Origin of the sequence: Leptolyngbya boryana PCC 6306 (assembly GCF_000353285.1) — a bacterium.
GTDB lineage: Bacteria > Cyanobacteriota > Cyanobacteriia > Leptolyngbyales > Leptolyngbyaceae > Leptolyngbya > Leptolyngbya boryana.
Genome location: NZ_KB731324.1, coordinates 3,168,231 through 3,185,809, shown reverse-complemented (window position 1 = coordinate 3,185,809; position 17,579 = coordinate 3,168,231). Strand labels below are relative to the sequence as shown.

19 protein-coding genes are annotated in these 17,579 nt (G+C 46.1%); 8 read left to right on the top strand and 11 right to left on the bottom strand.

From position 1 onward, the window contains the following. Positions 1 to 24 precede the first annotated feature (24 nt). The 3 genes from LEPBO_RS0116005 to LEPBO_RS0115990 form a co-directional block, all read right to left on the bottom strand. Positions 25 to 615 carry a chromophore lyase CpcT/CpeT gene (locus tag LEPBO_RS0116005; RefSeq protein WP_017288573.1) on the bottom strand — a complete coding sequence of 197 codons (591 nt, stop codon included), beginning with the start codon at positions 613 to 615 and terminating at the stop codon, positions 25 to 27. 59 nt (positions 616 to 674) lie between these two features. Next, entirely contained in the window at positions 675 to 1,823 is a 1,149-nt protein-coding gene (locus LEPBO_RS0116000; protein ID WP_017288572.1) for an esterase-like activity of phytase family protein, read from the bottom strand. 180 nt (positions 1,824 to 2,003) lie between these two features. Continuing rightward, complete coding sequence (locus tag LEPBO_RS0115990; RefSeq protein ID WP_086371015.1) at positions 2,004 to 3,911, bottom strand: pentapeptide repeat-containing protein; 1,908 nt, start codon at positions 3,909 to 3,911, stop codon at positions 2,004 to 2,006. A 157-nt stretch (positions 3,912 to 4,068) separates the two neighbouring features. Between LEPBO_RS0115990 and LEPBO_RS0115985 the strand changes: the two genes are divergently transcribed. Next, a complete protein-coding gene (locus LEPBO_RS0115985) occupies positions 4,069 to 4,371 on the top strand; it encodes a hypothetical protein (RefSeq protein WP_017288569.1) in 303 nt (100 codons plus the stop codon). Positions 4,372 to 4,417: 46 nt separating this feature from the next. On the opposite strand, the gene LEPBO_RS37230 is transcribed toward LEPBO_RS0115985, so the two are convergent. From LEPBO_RS37230 to LEPBO_RS0115970, 3 genes are all read right to left on the bottom strand, one after another. Further along, positions 4,418 to 5,032 (bottom strand): toll/interleukin-1 receptor domain-containing protein, encoded by a 615-nt coding sequence (locus LEPBO_RS37230; RefSeq protein WP_017288568.1) that lies wholly within the window; start codon positions 5,030 to 5,032, stop codon positions 4,418 to 4,420. Positions 5,033 to 5,143: 111 nt separating this feature from the next. Next, positions 5,144 to 5,692 carry a pyridoxamine 5'-phosphate oxidase family protein gene (locus LEPBO_RS0115975; protein ID WP_017288567.1) on the bottom strand — a complete coding sequence of 183 codons (549 nt, stop codon included), beginning with the start codon at positions 5,690 to 5,692 and terminating at the stop codon, positions 5,144 to 5,146. Positions 5,693 to 5,883: 191 nt separating this feature from the next. Continuing rightward, positions 5,884 to 6,084 (bottom strand): heavy-metal-associated domain-containing protein, encoded by a 201-nt coding sequence (locus LEPBO_RS0115970; protein WP_017288566.1) that lies wholly within the window; start codon positions 6,082 to 6,084, stop codon positions 5,884 to 5,886. A gap of 205 nt (positions 6,085 to 6,289) precedes the next feature. Here LEPBO_RS0115970 and LEPBO_RS37225 point away from each other — a divergent pair, with 205 nt between their 5' ends. From LEPBO_RS37225 to rpiA, 3 genes are read left to right on the top strand one after another with little or no spacing between them, the layout of a single operon-like run. Continuing rightward, complete coding sequence (locus tag LEPBO_RS37225; RefSeq protein WP_017288565.1) at positions 6,290 to 7,312, top strand: FecR family protein; 1,023 nt, start codon at positions 6,290 to 6,292, stop codon at positions 7,310 to 7,312. Positions 7,313 to 7,330: 18 nt separating this feature from the next. After that, entirely contained in the window at positions 7,331 to 8,236 is a 906-nt protein-coding gene (locus LEPBO_RS0115960; RefSeq protein WP_017288564.1) for an outer membrane beta-barrel protein, read from the top strand. 39 nt (positions 8,237 to 8,275) lie between these two features. Further along, entirely contained in the window at positions 8,276 to 8,980 is a 705-nt protein-coding gene (gene rpiA / locus LEPBO_RS0115955) for a ribose-5-phosphate isomerase RpiA (RefSeq protein WP_017288563.1), read from the top strand. A 100-nt stretch (positions 8,981 to 9,080) separates the two neighbouring features. Here the strand turns inward: rpiA and LEPBO_RS0115950 are convergent, their stop codons facing one another. Then, positions 9,081 to 9,548 (bottom strand): YbjN domain-containing protein, encoded by a 468-nt coding sequence (locus LEPBO_RS0115950; RefSeq protein WP_017288562.1) that lies wholly within the window; start codon positions 9,546 to 9,548, stop codon positions 9,081 to 9,083. Positions 9,549 to 9,764: 216 nt separating this feature from the next. Between LEPBO_RS0115950 and LEPBO_RS0115945 the strand changes: the two genes are divergently transcribed. Then, positions 9,765 to 10,640, top strand: coding sequence for a DUF2267 domain-containing protein (locus LEPBO_RS0115945; protein ID WP_017288561.1), 876 nt, complete (start codon positions 9,765 to 9,767; stop codon positions 10,638 to 10,640). Between the two features lie 41 nt (positions 10,641 to 10,681). Here LEPBO_RS0115945 and LEPBO_RS37220 read toward each other — a convergent pair whose 3' ends face one another. From LEPBO_RS37220 to LEPBO_RS37215, 3 genes are all read right to left on the bottom strand, one after another. Further along, on the bottom strand, positions 10,682 to 10,954 hold the full coding sequence (locus tag LEPBO_RS37220; RefSeq protein ID WP_017288560.1) for an HNH endonuclease: 273 nt from the start codon (positions 10,952 to 10,954) through the stop codon (positions 10,682 to 10,684). A gap of 35 nt (positions 10,955 to 10,989) precedes the next feature. Beyond that, the gene (locus tag LEPBO_RS0115935) at positions 10,990 to 11,970 is read right to left on the bottom strand and encodes an ABC transporter ATP-binding protein (protein WP_017288559.1); all 981 of its coding nucleotides are present in this window, start codon (positions 11,968 to 11,970) and stop codon (positions 10,990 to 10,992) included. 167 nt (positions 11,971 to 12,137) lie between these two features. After that, complete coding sequence (locus LEPBO_RS37215) at positions 12,138 to 13,262, bottom strand: ribonuclease Z (protein WP_017288558.1); 1,125 nt, start codon at positions 13,260 to 13,262, stop codon at positions 12,138 to 12,140. 158 nt (positions 13,263 to 13,420) lie between these two features. Here LEPBO_RS37215 and LEPBO_RS0115925 point away from each other — a divergent pair, with 158 nt between their 5' ends. Further along, positions 13,421 to 14,626: a SpoIID/LytB domain-containing protein gene (locus LEPBO_RS0115925; RefSeq protein WP_017288557.1), complete on the top strand. Its 1,206-nt coding sequence runs from the start codon at positions 13,421 to 13,423 to the stop codon at positions 14,624 to 14,626. Positions 14,627 to 14,747: 121 nt separating this feature from the next. On the opposite strand, the gene LEPBO_RS0115920 is transcribed toward LEPBO_RS0115925, so the two are convergent. Next, positions 14,748 to 16,001, bottom strand: a complete 1,254-nt coding sequence (locus tag LEPBO_RS0115920) for a hypothetical protein (protein WP_017288556.1) — start codon at positions 15,999 to 16,001, stop codon at positions 14,748 to 14,750. Positions 16,002 to 16,175: 174 nt separating this feature from the next. On the opposite strand from LEPBO_RS0115920, the gene LEPBO_RS0115915 reads away from it, so the two are divergent. Continuing rightward, complete coding sequence (locus LEPBO_RS0115915; RefSeq protein ID WP_017288555.1) at positions 16,176 to 16,652, top strand: thioredoxin domain-containing protein; 477 nt, start codon at positions 16,176 to 16,178, stop codon at positions 16,650 to 16,652. Continuing rightward, positions 16,624 to 17,565: a cytochrome c biogenesis protein CcdA gene (locus LEPBO_RS0115910; RefSeq protein ID WP_017288554.1), complete on the top strand. Its 942-nt coding sequence runs from the start codon at positions 16,624 to 16,626 to the stop codon at positions 17,563 to 17,565. The genes LEPBO_RS0115915 and LEPBO_RS0115910 overlap by 29 nt, the downstream gene beginning before the upstream one ends. Positions 17,566 to 17,579 lie beyond the last annotated feature (14 nt).

Sequence of the window (17,579 nt, the reverse complement as noted above, 5' to 3'; positions counted from 1 at the left end):
TCGGTCTAAGTATCCTAGATCACGTCATGCTCGGATTTCATCGGCAAAACTCGCCCAGCGCACGAATTCAAATTGTCCTGCAACCGATCCCCAAACTTGCTCATCGGTCTGTGGGTCACGACCGCGATCGAGACTGGTAAACCACGATTCGTTGATTTCAAATTCGCTATCGAGATAGGTTTCTTGCCCTTTGCGAGTGACCATACAAGCCTTGCCGGGTTCGATGCTGCCTTTGAAACTGCTGCCTGTCCAGTGCACGATCATGTTGCATCCCGGCATTTTCTCAAACTGGTCGGGGCTGAGTTCTTTCAGGCGATCGAGGTTGCGGGATGCGCCGTAGAATTTTTCTTCATCGCGCACGTGATAATTTTCAATTTCAATATGATCGGCATGTGCCACTAATTTCAAGGCGCGCAACCGATAGGGGACATTGAGCATGTAATCGTATGCCTGTTCGACAAAAAATCCAATCCCACCGGGCAGTTCAAAGGGCAACGGGCGCATACACACTCGAATGTGAGCATACATGGGCGGATTTTCAAATGCCTGTTGTTGATTGCTAAAATCGGCTGCCATCCAGCGCGCTAGGGTGGCGATATCGGTAGAGTGTGACATGCGATTTATATATAAAAGACGTGCGACTTAAATTGTAGAACGTTGCGTGGGACAAAGACTTAGCCTTTTAACCCTGTCAGTCGAAAGAGGAGAAACTGTGTAATTTGCACGAGTCCATTGAAATTGTCGTCGCTCACCAAGATGAGACTCTGAGAGCCATCCGGGAATCGTGCTCCCAGAGTCATGCCTTCTAAATTATCGAGCCGTACACCTAACGTATTGAGGTCTAGGAGCAACTCTTTGCGCGCGGTTTGTACGCCTGTCGCATCGCGCAATGTTTCGATCCTGGAAGTATCGCTGGCGGTTCCAGTTTCGACTTGAAACAGTTTCGCTTGAAATCCGCCGAGTCCTAGAGATCGCTCTAAACTCAAAAAGTGTCCGCCCTGGTCGATCGAGAGTAAATCGGTCAATCCGTATTCGATCGTATTCGCGGGTTTAGGATCGAGCGGGTAGGCATGTTCAGAAATTAGAGCAGCGCGATCGCCGATAAACTGATAGTGCAAGATTCGATTCAAAACGCTTTCGCTGCGGTTTGGTAAGGATAAATCTTGAACTAGGGGCGATTCAAGCGCTGCAAACAGGCGATAGGGTTCAGCGGGTGGTGCAGTCGCAGCCCCAGCATTGAGTGACATCGCTTCAAACGCACGATTATTTTGGATACCGCGCGTTTGTTTGATACCTAATTCATCTGGAAAATAAGCGTCTGGCAGTTTTAGTTTTCGCTTCAGTTGTCCGGTTTGCAGATCGAATTCTCCAAGAGAGGGAGAAATGCCTTGATTCGCTGCACCTTCGCTGGAAATGAAGACTGTTTTCTGAGGAGACAAGGAGATTGCTTCAGCATCGATCGTATTGTTCTGAAACGGCTCCCCGTTTTCATCTTTCAGGGTTGTGACGTTTTGAATTTCAACAGATTGCAGGCGCGGGGTTGAATCGATGTTCAATTTCAGCGTGTAAAACCGTGCAGGGTTACGATCGCTGCGATCATCTGAGACCGCATAATAAAGATCATTTTTACGATCGTAAGTAATCCCTGAGAGTCCTCCGACTGCCGTATTTTGAAATTGCTTATCAGACAAGGTATGGCTGCCCAAGAATTCCACTTGCAACGGTAAAAACAGTCGATCTTCTGCTTTGACTTGGGGCAGACTGCATCCAGTCAAACCGAGAAAACAACAGACGATCGCGATCCAAGAAACCCAGCGACGCATTGATCTTTCCCTTGAAAATTCCTGTTTCACTTTAGCGCGGATAGCTCAGAGTGTTTGAATTTGTCTGTCTCGATTTCTCGATTCTGATCGAAATATTTCTTGCGCGATCGCATCAGATTCAAGTTCTGGATCGCGATCGCGCTTCTTTAGACAAGACATTGCAATCCGCGCTGAGCACTTTCAGTCATTTCTTATCAACGAGATCGCATTTCGGATTGCGATTTTAAATTCTCCATCTGGTAAGCGATCGAGAATGTGTTGTCCTTTTTCTAGTAGAAATTGTTTTAGCGCCGGATCTCGATCTGCTTCGGAGAATAAAACTTGTTGGATCAAGTCTCTCTGAGTTGCAGAAGTAGTTGCGACGTTTTGATGTTTGAGTTGACCGAGTAGCTCTTGTAGATTTGAATTGGGATCAATCTGATTTGTGATGAGACTGCGAACTCCATGAGCCGCTTCGCGATACTCAATCTGTCCTGACCCAGCAAGATTGGTAATCGTACTGCCTGAGATCAAGAAATGATTCCCAAAGGGTTGCTGGCTAAAATTCGTTAAGGCTTCGGCTTGCCGCTGCATTGCTTCTGTTTGGGTTTCTACAATGCCGAGTAATCGATTGATCTGCTTATCTTTTGCTTCCATAATCGATCGCAGATCTTCATAAGTACTCTGAACTTGTTGCTCAACCTGTTGCTTAGAGACTCCTTCTCCATGCGTGACTTTGACAATCCAATAATTTCCCCGCTGCTCAATTCCTTTGAGTTCTAGCCCCATGCCATCATCTTCGAGCCTGAACTTCTCAAAGGTAAAGCTCAAAGCTCTCCAATCAATTTGATCTTGAAAGACAAGCTCAACAGCATTGGTCAATTTCTGAAATAGGGACTCAAATTCACCGGGTTGAAAATCGCGATCGCTAGGATACCGATTAGTAGGTTGGTTATTCTCAAATTCTCGATAAACATAATCACATCGAATCCCTGAAAAGTCTGTCTCGCTATTGATGCTCCAATCCTGAATACAAATCCCAGTCAAATCTGCACCACTTAAATCTGCACCTGTTAAAGTGACTCGCACCAAAATGCTGTCTCGCAAATCTACAGCTTGGAGAATCGCGCAGTGCAAATTTGTCTCAACAAAACTTGCACCTTTGAGGATAGCATCCTTGAGGTTAACTCCCTCTAAATTCAGAGCATCAAAATTCTGTGATTGTCCATTCAGAGTCGTTACTAATTTCCGAACTCTGGCATCTGCAAGGTAGGTTTGCTCTAAACGGGCAAATTCTAATCCTTTCACATCCCACCAATAAGTTTGGAACAGGTTTGCTCCTCGAAAGTCGGTATGTCTTACATCAGCTTGAGAAAAGTTTGCACCAGCAAGGTTAGCAGCACGAAATGAAGTTCCACCCATCAAAGTGACAATACGAGATGCCCATTGAATCGTTTCTAAAAATTGTTGATTCGGCTGAACTGCTTTTTTGCCAATAACTGTTGCAGCAAAGAGCAGGCTGAGCGCTACTATACCATCTAACCAATCTGGTTTCACATAAGGATTTAAGCGTGAAATACTAGATAGACCTGTGACCACGCCAATTGAAGCCATGATTATTAGAATTGCCCCAATGGATTTAGAAAGTCCTTTATCGATTAAGGAAACGATGCTTCCTAGTTGCAAGGCTACTAACTCAGGAATGGCAGTGATCGCGATCGAAAACAAAAAATTACCCCACAACTCGCTTCGACTTAGTAGAAATAAAATTGCCACGCCGCAAAAAAGTGCCGCACTTGATCCGATAAACTCTGCGAATCCTCGTTTTACTGCAATCACGATTCCAATCCAGACAAAAATGAGCACAGCAACGCCTGGAAAGTAGGTAAATCGATGAATGTTTTGTAAGCTTAATAAATTAGTCGCACCAATCCCAGCGACTCCAGATATGAAACCAGTGAATGCAGCAAGTCCGTATAGAATAAGCTGCAAGCCAATACCTTGAGTGAATGACAATCCAGCCTGACACTGATGAAAGTCAGCAAATTGAAGGTCGGCATGTTTCCAGTTCATGCCCTTGATATTGGCTTGACCAAAGTTATTCTTCACTTATTGTTTATCCATGCACCCCAGAATCATTCGCGTCAAAGCTCAAAAATTACTTTTTGTTGAGTCGTCGCTCCGCCTATTTTATCGCGATGTATATTAACAAACAATGTTGAGTGTCTAACACTTACTGGAAAACTTAAGCTAATTGGATTTCGATATGAGTAACTCAGAACGCCATACCGTCATTCACACTGCAATTCTAGAAGCACTTGGGTTAACACTGACAGAAGAGGAGAATAAGGTATTAGCGACAGAAGGTTCGATTTCTTTTGATACTTTACTAAAGTCTCGAAGTTTGTCTGAAGTAGGGATGGCATTAATTCGGGCTGATGCCCTGAATCGCTTGCCAAAACGCGCTGAGTCTTCTGACTGTCAGAATTGCAAGGATGGGTTCTGCTTTAACGGAACCTGCATCCGCATTAATACACCACCTTTAGAACTTAGTGTGCATATTGATTGATAGAGCAAGGGCTGCTTGAATCAATGCATCTTCTCAGCAAGGTGTTTTAGGGATCACTGTTCTGAGGTGCTGTTTCGTAATGAATTGAGCCAGATCCAACTAAATTGGAGATCGTACTGTTTGAGATGTTAAAGGTATTTTGAGTTAGAGCGCTAGCGGTAGTTTCAGAGTTCGCTGAACTGGAGAGAGGTTTCTGATCAGAGTGAGGTTCTTTTTTTCGTACCAATTCTTCTGCAAGCCGTCGAATCCCTTTCGCAATATCTGTGAAAGCACTATCAATGTTGTCCCAAGTTGTTACAGGACGCATATCTTTCGGCAATCCTTGTAGCTTCCCAAATGGCGCACCTTGCCAATCACACGGGCGTAAAATAATTGGAATCACACAAGCTTCCTTCGCTTCATGTCGTACCATTGCTCGATTCACTTCAACATCCCAGCAGTAATCTGATGCTAGAAAATCATCGCTAATGAGCAGCAAAATGATGTTAGCGGTTTCCAAATGGGTGTTGATCTGCTTATCCCATTCAGTACTGGGTAGGATTTGTCGATCGTACCAAGCCTCAATCTTCCCCAAGCGTTTGAGAATGCTGAGATGGTTGGCTAACTTGTCACGTAGGCTTTCATCTTCGTGGGCATAAGAGAAGAAAACAGTGATGCTCATGATAATTGATGAATCAGAGAATAGATACAGAGAGCTTCATGCGCGATCGCAATCTCTCCGTATCTTTTTCTCTGAATCATACTGATCGTTATCGATTTAGGCAAAAGATCGTTACTTCTCGTTCAAAATATACGTAGGTAATCCATCAATACTGACCTGATTTTTATCATGCCAATACTGTTGGATTCCGGCTTCTCCTTTCTTCTCTGCCCACTCGACGAGCGTTTCTCGATCGCCCAAATGCTCATACAGTGGCACACCAAATCCGCAAGACGTTTGCACTGCCTCCAGAGAAACCTTCACCACCTGTCGTGCCCCTGGTATCGGCTCAAATAATGAATAAAAATCTTGCCAATCATGATCTCTAGGGCGAATGACGCAGCCTGTGCCGTAGAGCCGCAGAATCATCGGTTTCTCGGCGAAACTGCAAAACATAATCGTCATCCGCCCATTCTCGATCAAGTGAGCGCTCGCTTCATTCCCACTCCCCGTGAGATCCAAATAAGCAACTGTATGAGCATCCAAACATCGAAACGAATTCATGCCCTTTGGAGAAAGATTAATTCGTCCTTGAATCGGCGCAGTTGCAGTAAAGAAAATATGCTGTGCCTGAATAAATTCCTGAAGAGATTCGGTCAGTTCCGGATAAAACTTTGCCATTGAATTAAATGACTGAGGAGCGATTCAAACCTTATCATTTTTCTGGAAATGAATCGCTCTTATTCAGAGCTGATGAGCATGGTGTTAGACCTAAATCAGTTGTAAAGCGAGGTCTGGAGTGTGATTTTCTTAATAATCCCCACTCCCCACTCCCCACTCTTTCTAGCTTTTACAACTCAAGCAGAATCACCTTAATATCCACTAATTTGATGACCCGTTGCCGTGATTGCCTGTTTGAAGGTTTCTTCTGAGGCTTTTCCTTCTACCGTGACTGTTTTTTGCTCCAGATTAATATCTACTTTTGCGTCAGGTTCATGCGTCAAAATCGTGTCTTTAATATCTTGTGCAGCTTCAGGGCTATTAAGAGTTGGAACGTGTAGTTTGAGTGCCATAGTTATTTATCCATATCGACGCTCTCTATCCTGTTGAACTCTCAGCAAAGTTATCCCTCGCTACAGATAGATTTTGTTGCAGAGTATTTCACTTTCCGGATCGAATTCCCAAGATAGCGGATAACAGAACTACGGCTTGACTGCATATTTTTTGCGACTGCTCCCTATTCAAATTTTATGGATCAATTCAATTGGTAATCCTGTTATGACGATTCAACGTGGCATCGTTGCGGCAAGTTTTCTCGCGTTCGCCTGTGTTCTTCCCGTGCAAGCCTCCTCCGCTCTCTTAACTCGGGGTGAAGTCTACAAACTCACGAATCAAGCGCAATTGCTTCAGCGCAATCGTCCGGCACGTCCAGCTCGACTCTCTGATGTATTAGTGCCCCAAGATGCAATTAAAACGGCAACGAGATCGAGAGCCGAACTCCTTTTTAATGAAGGCTCTCTCGCCCGAATTGGTTCAAATGCAATTTTCCGATTTATCCCCGGAATGCGCGGGTTTCAGTTGCGTAATGGAACCGCTTTGATCATGAGTCCGCCGACTACCGTTGCAACGCGGATTGAGACATTAGATGGAAGTGCGATCGCAGAATTACCTCCGAGCGCGATCGATGCTCCTCCAACCAGCGAGCAATACCAGACTCGCAGTTTAGCCATGGTAGTTCACGTCGATGGTGCAAACAATAAAACTCAGTTTTTCAATCTCACGAATAATCCAATCAAGATTTTAGACAATAAAGGCAACTTCATTGTGATTAATGGTGGAGAAACCGTCACGGTACAAAATGGCGTGATTGGGAAAATCAATACGTTTGACTTGAGAAAGTTTTATCAAACGAGTTCACTTTCGACAGGTTTAGCACCCGCCCAAGAAAGCTTGATTGCTCAAGAGCCTGCGAAAGTTCAAGCCACTTTAAATCTGGTGCGCGTTGCCACGATCGCGGCGTTAAATCTGCAAGCACGCAAACTCGAAGGACTCTGCACCTTAAATGCTCGGGGAGGAGCAAGCACGCTCAGCACAAATTGCATCACAACCGATTCTGACGATCCGCTGCGAGACTTTCAAGATCGGCGCGATGTCACCACGCCTCGACCTGAACGGCAACCGCCTGTAGATGTCGTTGTGCCAACCACTCCACCCATCACTCCCGACACCAATCCCAATACTAATCCCAACCCCAATCCCAATTCTCCAGTTGGCGTTCCTGTCTTCGTTCGCCCCAATTAATTCACTTGGTAAATTCCAATGCGCTACATTCTCGCTGTGCTGACAATTTTGGCAACGCTAGGAACGATTTCTCCTAGTTTTGCCCAACCCGATCCAGTGTCTTCTCCACTGGATCGTGCGCCGATAGACGATATTCAACCCCTTGACCCCGAAGATACTCAATCTGAACTCGGAGAAATTGAAATCATCGATCGACCTGCCCAAACTCGTCGTCAACCAGATGTGCAGTTGCTTGTGCGATCGTCGGTGTTTTCTAGCTCCAATATCACTGCACTTGAAGCCCTGAAACAATCTGATACTGTTTTCACGAATACGGCTCACCTGCTCATCACACCCAAGCTCGGCGAGAATACCAGACTAATTGCCTCAGCAGGCGGTGGAATTGTCCGATTTGCATCTGAAGGCGATTCTAACTACAACATTGAGCAGTACAACATTGCAGTACAACAAAGACTTGCACCTGGAACATTCGGACAGTTGGGATGGGTGCAAGACAGCTTGCGCCGTCCAGGGAGTGGCGATTTGCTGACGCGAGATAATGCGGTGCAGTTGATTGTGGGACGGCAAGATCAGTTAGGCAAGCAAGCTCGACTCGATTCGTTTTATGAATTTCGCTCGAGCTTTACGAATCCAAGTGAAGACAGTCGGATTACCAATACGATCGGCACAAGATTGCGCTATGACATTTCGCCGCAAGTGCAGGGCGCATTAGATTATCGCTTGTCGTTTAAGAATTTTACGCAAGGCGTTTCTCGTTCAGATACCGAACATCAGATTAGTGCGATCGTGATTTACAACATTAATCCAGATGTATTTTTAGCCGGATCTGCGTCGTATTTGTTTGGACGATCGTCAAATGCTGCGATCGATATAAACAATCTGTCATTCGGGCTGAGTTTGGGCTTTAACCTGCCCCTCTTCTAGTAGAGTGAATGATTGGAAACTTTTTTATCGAAACCAATCATGAACGCAGACCCCGTAACATTGATGAAACAGCAAGTCGGTTATGCCGCTGCTGCCAAAGTCCAATCCAATTCGATCGTCGGATTGGGGACTGGTTCTACGACTGCTTATGCGATTCAGGCGATCGGAGAACGGCTTCAATCTGGCGATCTGCAAAATATCAAGGGAATTCCCACCTCGTTTCAAGCGATCGTTTTAGCGCGTCAGTACGGAATTCCTTTGGTCACTTTGGATGAAGTCGAGAAAATTGATATCGCGATCGATGGTGCAGACGAGGTAGATCCGCAAAAAAATCTGATCAAAGGTGGCGGTGCCGCTCATACTCAAGAAAAAATTGTCGATAGCTTAGCCGACCAATTCATTGTGGTTGTCGATAGCGGCAAATTGGTGGATCACTTGGGTTCAACGTTCTTGCTTCCGGTTGAAGTGTTACCGATGGCAGTAACTCCGGTGATGAAAGCGATCGAGAAACTAGGCGGTAAGCCTCAGCTTCGCATGGGCGTGAAGAAAGCAGGTCCGGTTGTCACGGATCAAGGCAATCTCGTTATTGATGTGAAGTTCGATCGCATTGATCAACCCGCCGAGCTAGAAAAGACGTTGAATAACCTTCCCGGTGTGCTAGAAAACGGCTTGTTCGTCGGTGTAGCAGACATCATTATGGTGGGCGAAGTCAAAGATGGGCAGCCAAGTGTGAGAGAGTTTTAAACGGTTAGATTGGGTGGGGGAATAGGGAGAAAACTAGCAATGGCTCTTGCTCCCCACTCCCCACCGTTTTCAACTTGACGAACAACTAGCCGATATCAAATCAGGCTGCTCCAAACTCTGCTTGCAAAGCATCATCGTTATCATCAGCGATCGTTGCCACAATTGTGATCAGCCGAGAAATTTCGCCAGGAGATAGCTCTGCAACAGTTCGAGAAGAAACGACTGCGACTTTGGAATCGACGATCGCAAAATGAGCTTCAAACGTACTGAGCCAATTCATCTCAAGTAGCTTTCGCATCAATTGCGGCTCGTTTTGGACGGGAAGATTCAGAATATGTGCCCAAACAGAAAATGCATCATCGTCAGAAGTTCCGGTCAGTTGCACAAATGTTTCTACGCTGCCGTATTTGAATTTCCATACAGAGCTGCCCTCACTGTGGCTCACCATTGCGCTCTTGTTTTGATCCAAGCTACCAATGACAGTTTCAATCACTTCTATAAGCTTGATCCCTGTAATCGCAGCTTCTTCAGGCGTTTCAGTTTCGAGATCAGGTTGGTAAGTTTCCATAAGCAAATAGGTCTAGAGTCCAGTTTAGAGTTACGGTAGCGTTTCCTGATAGGGATTGCCCTAGTCTTGGGGATTTCTTTACTTTTAGCAGGGAAACCAAGGTTTGAACCATTTTGTCTGTCTATTGGTAGAGATAGCAAATGCTTCACCTGAGAGATGAAAGGATTTGGTCGATCGCGGAATAGTTGAGAGGCTAAGCGATAAAGGAGAATTATTATGCCGATCGCCATCCGGGATGACGTGGTTTATATCATGCTGAAAAAAATCGACGAGAGCGATCAAGGGCCAGGGCCTGATCCGGTGAAATTTGATGAAACTGATTTTGCAGGGATCAAGCTGACTCCCGTTGATCTGCTAGGACATTTAGATTTTCTCAATCAACGCCAGTACATCAATGCTGAATTTTCTGGAAATGCTTATGGAAACCAGGATGATGTACCGAATGTTGTCGATCGCGAAGAGTTTGGTTTAAGAATTGCCAATACATATGGCGCAGCAGATGGCCCGTTGCCTCATCTGATTGAGTTCAAAAAAGCTGAACTGACTGAGAAAGGTCGGAAAATGCTCGAAGAAATGGAAGCTAAGCCGCCTGAATCTCTGCAATCTGGGACAACTGTTCCGATCGCGACAAAAGATACGCCATTCCTTGAAAAAGTAGCGCTCAAAGGCGGATTTTCTGACCTCTATGATGCACGCGATGTGACAGAAGTCGTCTTCCGAACCATGCGCGACATGATGACGAATGAGGCAGTTGAGAATATTTCACAAGAGTTACATGTTCCTCTCGACGAAGGTAATCCTGACAGAACGCTTTATACGGCGACTCCACTAGCAACGGAAGTTTCCGATTTGTGGGAGGATACCAATCCGATCGTGCATTTCCTCAGTCATATCCGTCCACCGTTGAAGATTAAGTCAGAGACTTTCTTGTTCCGAGTCAGACAAGAAGGAGGATTGCAGCCGAATACGTCACCAGAGCAAGTTGTTTCAGCAGTCTTTTCAGCAACGAAAGATGAGCTATCACAGGAGCGAATTCAAGAGGTTGCAAGTTTCTTGCCGGATGAAATTCGTCGCTTGTGGGAGACGGCTTAATTAGATAGGGGGTGGGGAGTAGGCCTCTACTCCCCACCCCTCTACTGCTTAACTCTCACCTTACGATCGGGATTCTGCTTCCTCACCCACGCCAAAAATTTCGCCATCGCTGGATCATACTTCAAGCGCTCAACCGTATTGAGTTCTTGAGCCAGTTGGCGATTGTCGAATAGAGTATGAATTTGGCGATGGCAGGCCGGGCAAATCTCGATCGTTTCACCCGGATCAAGTTTTTTGCGTTTGGTATGTTGTCTGGGAACTAGATGGTGTTCAGTAAGTGCGGGGACATCGCGATCGCAAAGCTGACAATGCATGAACGAGAGAGAGTAACTTTCTTCTAGCCTAGCGCTCACGAACTCGAATGAATGCCACGATCGCGCAATTGCTTGACAAAAAATTCTTCAAGCGATGGACGAGCTAGCGACATCGAAATTAACTGAGCATTCATCAAAGCGAGGCTATCGATAAAATCGGCTGCTGCACCGTTGAGATGTCCTGCCCAAAGTCCATCCTGAAACTCCATGTCTGGCAGCCACGGCTGCAACATTTCTGGTCTGCCGCCTTTCACCATCACATAATATTTTTCAGCCGTTCCAAGGAGTTCTTGCATCGAACCTAGAGCAATGAGTTCGCCTTGAGCAAGTAGAGCAACGCGATCGCAGATCTTCTCCACATCGGATAGCACATGGCTATTAAAGAAGATAGTTTTGCCCTGAGCTTTGAGTGACACAATAATCTCTCTCATCTGATAGCGACCGAGCGGATCGAGTCCAGACATCGGTTCATCGAGAAAGACCAAATCTGGATCGTTGATTAATGCTTGTGCCATACCGATGCGTTGTAGCATTCCTTTCGAGTATTGCCGCAACTGTTTCTTCTTCGCCGCAGATTGAGCGAGACCGACGAGATCTAACAGCTCAGGAATGCGTTTCTTTTGGCGCGATCGCTCAATTCCGAACAAGTCTCCGGTGTAGTTGAGAATTTCCCAACCCGTTAAATAATCGTAGAAATAAGGATTTTCGGGCAGATATCCAATCCGCTGTTTGACAGCACGATCGCCCAAAGATGCACCTAAAATCATGGCGCGTCCTGAAGTGGGGCGGACAATGCCAAGCAGCGTTTTGAGTAAAGTAGTTTTTCCGGCTCCATTTTGTCCGAGCAGTCCAAACGTCTCTCCCTCGTATACTGTGAGACTGACAGAATTGAGAGATTTCACTTTTTTATTCATCCAGAACCCAGTGCGGTAAGTCTTACTGAGTTCGTAGGTCTGAAGCGCGATTGAGCGTTCGATCGTGGGAAGTTGAAGGCGAGTTGCAACAGCAGAATCCATAAGTGCCTCGATCACTACTGAGTAGCCATTTAATCACTCTTTACAATTCCCGCTTCAGCATTTTTTGCGATCATGCGACTCGATACTTCTATATTTTGTAAACTTTGTTTAGAAGCTTGGGGAAATGATGATGAATCGATCGAAATTTGTCGCTGTGATGACTGGGATTATTTCTTTGATTTTGGGCGTGGGCTACTTGCTGCTGGTGCAGTTGTTGGACTTTCGAGGCGAGATGCTTCCGGCTCCGATCGAGATGATTCCGCTGGGCTGGTTTTAGTCGCAGCAATTCGTCTCGGAACTTCATACGTCCAAAAATCCGAGGCGAGTTCTGTATTCGGAAAAATTGCCCGTGCTTCATTGAGCAGATCTTGGATGCCGATCGCATTTCCCGGCGCATATCGCGGGCTGAAATGCGTCATGATCAAAGTCTGCACCTGAGCGAGTAATGCCGTCTGCGCTGCCATTGTCGAAGTTGAATGCAGCCGTTGAAATGCCATCTCGGCATCTTGATGGGCAAAGGTCGCTTCGTGAATTAGTACGTCTGCACCTTGAGCCAGTTCGATCGCGCTTTCACAAAAAACAGTATCCGTACAATAAACAACCTTTCGCCCAATTTCTGGCTCACCGCAAAGAATTTTGCCATCGATCGTTCGCCCGTCTTCTAGCGTGACCGTTTCTCCGCGCTTCAACTTTCCATAAATCGGGCCTGAGGGAATCCCTAACTCTTTAGCAAGCTCAGCATTGAAATGCCCCGGACGATCTTTCTCGGTAATGCGATAGCCGAAGGCTGGAACCCGATGTTTCAAAAGCTGACAGGTCACCGTAAATTCTTCATCTTCAAACACCAGTCCTGGACTGACCGGATGAAACTTCACGGGATAAGAAAAATGGGTTTGCGAGTAGCGTTTACAGGCTTTGAGATAGGGATCGAGATCCGGTGGCCCATAAATATCGATCTGTTGAGGATTTCCAGCAAGTCCACAGCTTGCCAGCAATCCCATTAAGCCGAAAATATGATCGCCATGAACGTGAGTGACAAAAATTCGACGAATCTGGCTGACTCGCAAATCACTGCGCAGAAACTGGTGCTGCGTGCCTTCTCCACAATCAAATAGCCAAACTTCAGCCCGCTGCGGTAAGCGTAGCGCGATCGCACTGACATTCCGCGATCGTGTGGGTACACCAGAACTCGTTCCTAAAAATGTGATCTGCAAAGCCGACTCACCTGAACTCAATACACTATCTTCATACTGCCACAGGAACTTGCCTGTAACCGAGGCGGTCAGAGCCAAAGAACCGATGAAAATTTCATGTGGTTTCCGTGATCCGGATTACAGCCGAGACGAAGTGACATATATTAACAAATGTTAGAAATTCGAGAAATCGTGGCAGATTGATCCAGATAGCCTCGTGTGACCGCTGTTTGTTGTTAGTGAAAACCCGTAGCAATATGGTTAATCAAATGAATTTTCGATCGCCCCTTTCGTCTCTAGCCGCAAAACTAAATCGTCCGAAAATTTGGGGTTTTGCGCTCTTACTTTGGGCAGTGCCCTTCATGCCTGCTGAGGCAAGAGAGACTGTGAATTTAAGAGTCGCGATCGAGAATGGCGTTTCGCAAATTACTGTTGGCAGTTCGACCAATGCTCAAGTGTTAGATGCGGCTGAGACAACGTTGCTAGGCGAAATCCAAGGCATGAACGGTTTTGCTGCACAGGCACAAAATGGTCAAGTGGCATTAGACAAATGGCGATCCGGTGCCCTTACGATTCGACCGAAAGATAACGGTGTAGTCTGGATTGGCAATCGTTGGTATCGCGGCACTGTGCGGCTGATTGCTTCAGGTGGCAGTTTGACCGTTGTAAATAATGTTGAATTAGAGCAGTATTTGCTCAGCGTCTTGGGCGCAGAAATGAATGGCAACTGGCCGAAAGAAGCGCTCAAGGCTCAAGCTGTAACGGCTCGGAGTTATGCCTTAGAAAGACGTGAGTCATCGATTCGGGCGGGAAAACCTTACGATCTCTACGATACTCAGACCTCTCAGGTTTATAAAGGGCTGCAAACTGAGTCACAAGGCACACTGCAAGCAGTTGCCGAAACGGCAGGACAAGTTTTAGTTCACAATGGTCGATTGGTGGAAGCGTATTTCCATTCCTCTGCCGGGGGCTGTACAGAACCCTCTGAAAACGTTTGGTCATCGTCGCGTCCTTACCTACAAATGGTTAAGAACGACTTTGATAAAGGCACACCTGTGAGTGAGTGGTCAAGAACGCTTTCTGCGGCTGAGCTTGGCAATATTTTTGGGGTGGGAACGGTTCAACAAGTGATTCCAGTGCGGGCGACAGCTTGTGGACGAGTTCGAGAAATGAGAATTGTGGGCGATCGTAAAACGGTCACGGTTTCCGGTGAAAGAATTCAAAGTGCTTTGAATCTGAGAAGTACCTTATTCGCATTTAACCCTCAACAATTGGCAGCGAGCAAAGCTGGTGGCAAACCTTCAATGCAATTTGTGGTGAATGGTCGAGGATTTGGTCATGGTGTCGGTATGAGCCAATGGGGAGCTTACAACATGGCACGTCAGGGTAAGACTTATCTGCAAATCTTGGCGGAATATTACCGAGGTGGCGCTGGAGTGACAACCATTAAAACTGACCAATAATCGTGGGCGATGTGTAACTTTCAACTGCTAGGACATGAAAAAGTCGCACATCGCCTGAATAGTAAAATTTGTTGCCTTTCGAGGAGTTAGAGTTCTTGAAAAACTCTAACTCCTCAATTGTTTAGGGTTGAGATCGACCTTCTAAACGGCGCTGCCATTCTGCATCGATTTGCGCTGATCGATCAATGTCTTGTTCAATCAAATCGCGATCGCTCGAATAGATTACATCGGATTCTTGAATTACATGCTTCGCTGCAAATCCACGCGCATACGCTAGCTTTTGCTGAATCATTGAACTGGCTTGAGCGAGGAAGTTCGCACGAGATTCGCGATCGTGATTTCGGGTCAAAATTTTCTGATTTCGCCCTTTGATCCAGAAATATCGAATCGTTGGAATAGTGAGAAATGCGGCACTATAGCCGAGCGAGAGAAAGGCAAGAATTTTAAGCGCACCTCCACTGACAATCGCCGTCAGCACGAGTGCGAGAACCAGCAACGTTACACCCAGCCCGATCGCTAAAGTAATTTGTCCAGAACTCGCCTGACTAAACTGATAAAGCGACTCGCGCAAAAATGCTGGCAACCATTGCCGCTCTTCACGTGCCACCGTTGTTTGAAGCGATGGAAATTGATAGATAAATTGTCCCTCTGGACTGACTTCAGGACGACCATCAAAGCGCGCCAACACGGGCAGCATGTACTGTTCGTATTCTTGCTCAGATTGCGTCCCCAAATCGTCTAAATACGGGGCAATTTGCTCTGAAATTACTGCGCCTTGATGAGTCTGGATTGTTGCTGCGATCGCTTGCCAACGTCGATTTTCTAAATCCGCATTCGGGTTGCCATCTCCGAATAAAAAGGAATAAATCGATTCGAGGAAATTTAATTCACTCTTTTCGCGGGTTGGACGACGCTGGTTGTAATCTGGTGTGAAAATCCAGAAGAAATCGGGACTAAACCAGATATTCGGCATGTCGAAACCGCCGCCATTGTTATCATCGCGCGAAGAATTTGCTGCGATCGTAATGGCAAGAATTGCTAGAAATGAAGCGAGGATTAACAGAACTAAAACAATCCCGAAGGAAATCCGAATCAGGTAAAACAGAATTCGCCAAATCTTTTCCCAGCGTTCTTGCCATCGCAAGCGCGCATCTTTCTCACGCAGAATACTGCGAAAATTTTTCGGAAACTGGTAGACCACATCTCCGGATTCAGCAACTTGCAAATGTCCGCCCGCTTGAGATGCGAGGACAAGCAATCCTTGTTCTGCCAGATTGATGTTTAAGCCTGCTTGCGACGCGACATCCCCAACGGTGGCGCGATAGTTGAGAGATTCGATCGCTTTTAAAATCGCGGCATTTGGTGTGGCTGACATTCGCTGATTTCCCTATGTCGGACTTCTCTTCTCTCAGTATAGATCTTTGAAAAATTGACGGTTTTGAGAACATGAAAGATCTTTCATAAACCGTTCATTTGTCATTCATCCCCGAGTCCGATAGTAGAACCTGTGAGGCAACTGAAACCTTCAACTCACGGGAAACAACGATTTATGAAAAAGTATCTCATTCCTTTGATTGCTCTAGGAATTGGTGGCAGCGCGATCGCATTCAGTCTGCTGACTCGTTCTTCTGATTCGATCAGCCAACCGCCGAGCATTGTCCAACCTGTTCAGGCTCAGTCTCCCACGGCTCAAGATAAACCGATACTCGTTCAAATTCATGCGGATTGGTGTCCCGCGTGCAAAACACTCGCCCCCATTGTGACTTCATTACAACAGCGGTATCAAGGTCGGGCAAATTTTGTGATCTTAGATGTGACCGATCGCGGGAAGACTCAAGCCTCAGAAGCCAAAGCACGAGCACTGGGACTGTCAAACTTCTTTGCTGCGAACAAGTCGCAAACAGCAACGATCGCGCTGATTAATCCAAAAAATGGTCAAGTCATCCAGACATTTCGCAAGAACTTCGACACTCAAGCTTATGTGAAGGCGATCGACAATGCCATCACTCAAGTCCGCCAGCGATGAAATTTCAGAGGTCGGAGTCTTACGGAAACTCCGACCAACATCCTTGAAATGTGGAGAAGAATTTGCCATGACCTTATCGAAAAAACCGTCTCGCCTTGATCGTCTCAAACAATGTGTAACGTCAAGCGCTTTCTTTTACACTGCATTGTTTTTGAGTGCTGTTGGACTCGCACTGATTGCACCTCACTTTGGCAGCCTCTATGAGTTACTAGGACAGTGGGTTTCTCAAATTGAAAATCCCTATTACCAATGGTTTCAGCAGCAAAATCTGAGTAATGCTTTCGTGTTGATTCCACTTGCATTTTTGGGTGGTTTACTTGCGAGTATTTCGCCTTGTGTACTCTCATTGCTTCCTGTCAATCTCAGCTATATCGGAACACTCAATATTCATTCACGTCGAGATGCCGCAACGAAAGCAGGACTCTTTACGCTTGGAGTGATCACAGTTTTTAGCTTACTGGGATTGTTCTCGTCATTTGCAACGGCTGTGCTGGTTGATTTTCGAGGATATATCAATATTGCAGTAGGGGCGTTGATTTTTCTCATGGGGTGCAGCTTTGCAGGTCTATTTCACTTACCTCTCCCTAAGTTGAATCCATCAGTATCGAGTGCAGGTTCCTATGGCGTAGGAGTAACATTTGCCTTAATTAGCTCGCCTTGCTCTAGTCCTGTCTTGTTTGCAGTCTTAGCAGCAGGAGCCGCAACCGGATCGCAATTCATCAGTACGGTTACGATGGTGAGCTATGCGATCGGTTATACAGCCGTGATTTTCTTTGCAAGTCTCTATACAGGTCTGGTCAAACAGAGCCGCGCTTTACTTCAGCATTCTGAATGGGTTGTTCGTCTCGGAAGTGCAGCCTTGATTCTTGCAGGCGGGTTTTATCTGGTGAGCGGAATTCATTGGTTTCTGTAAAATTTGAGGTAAAA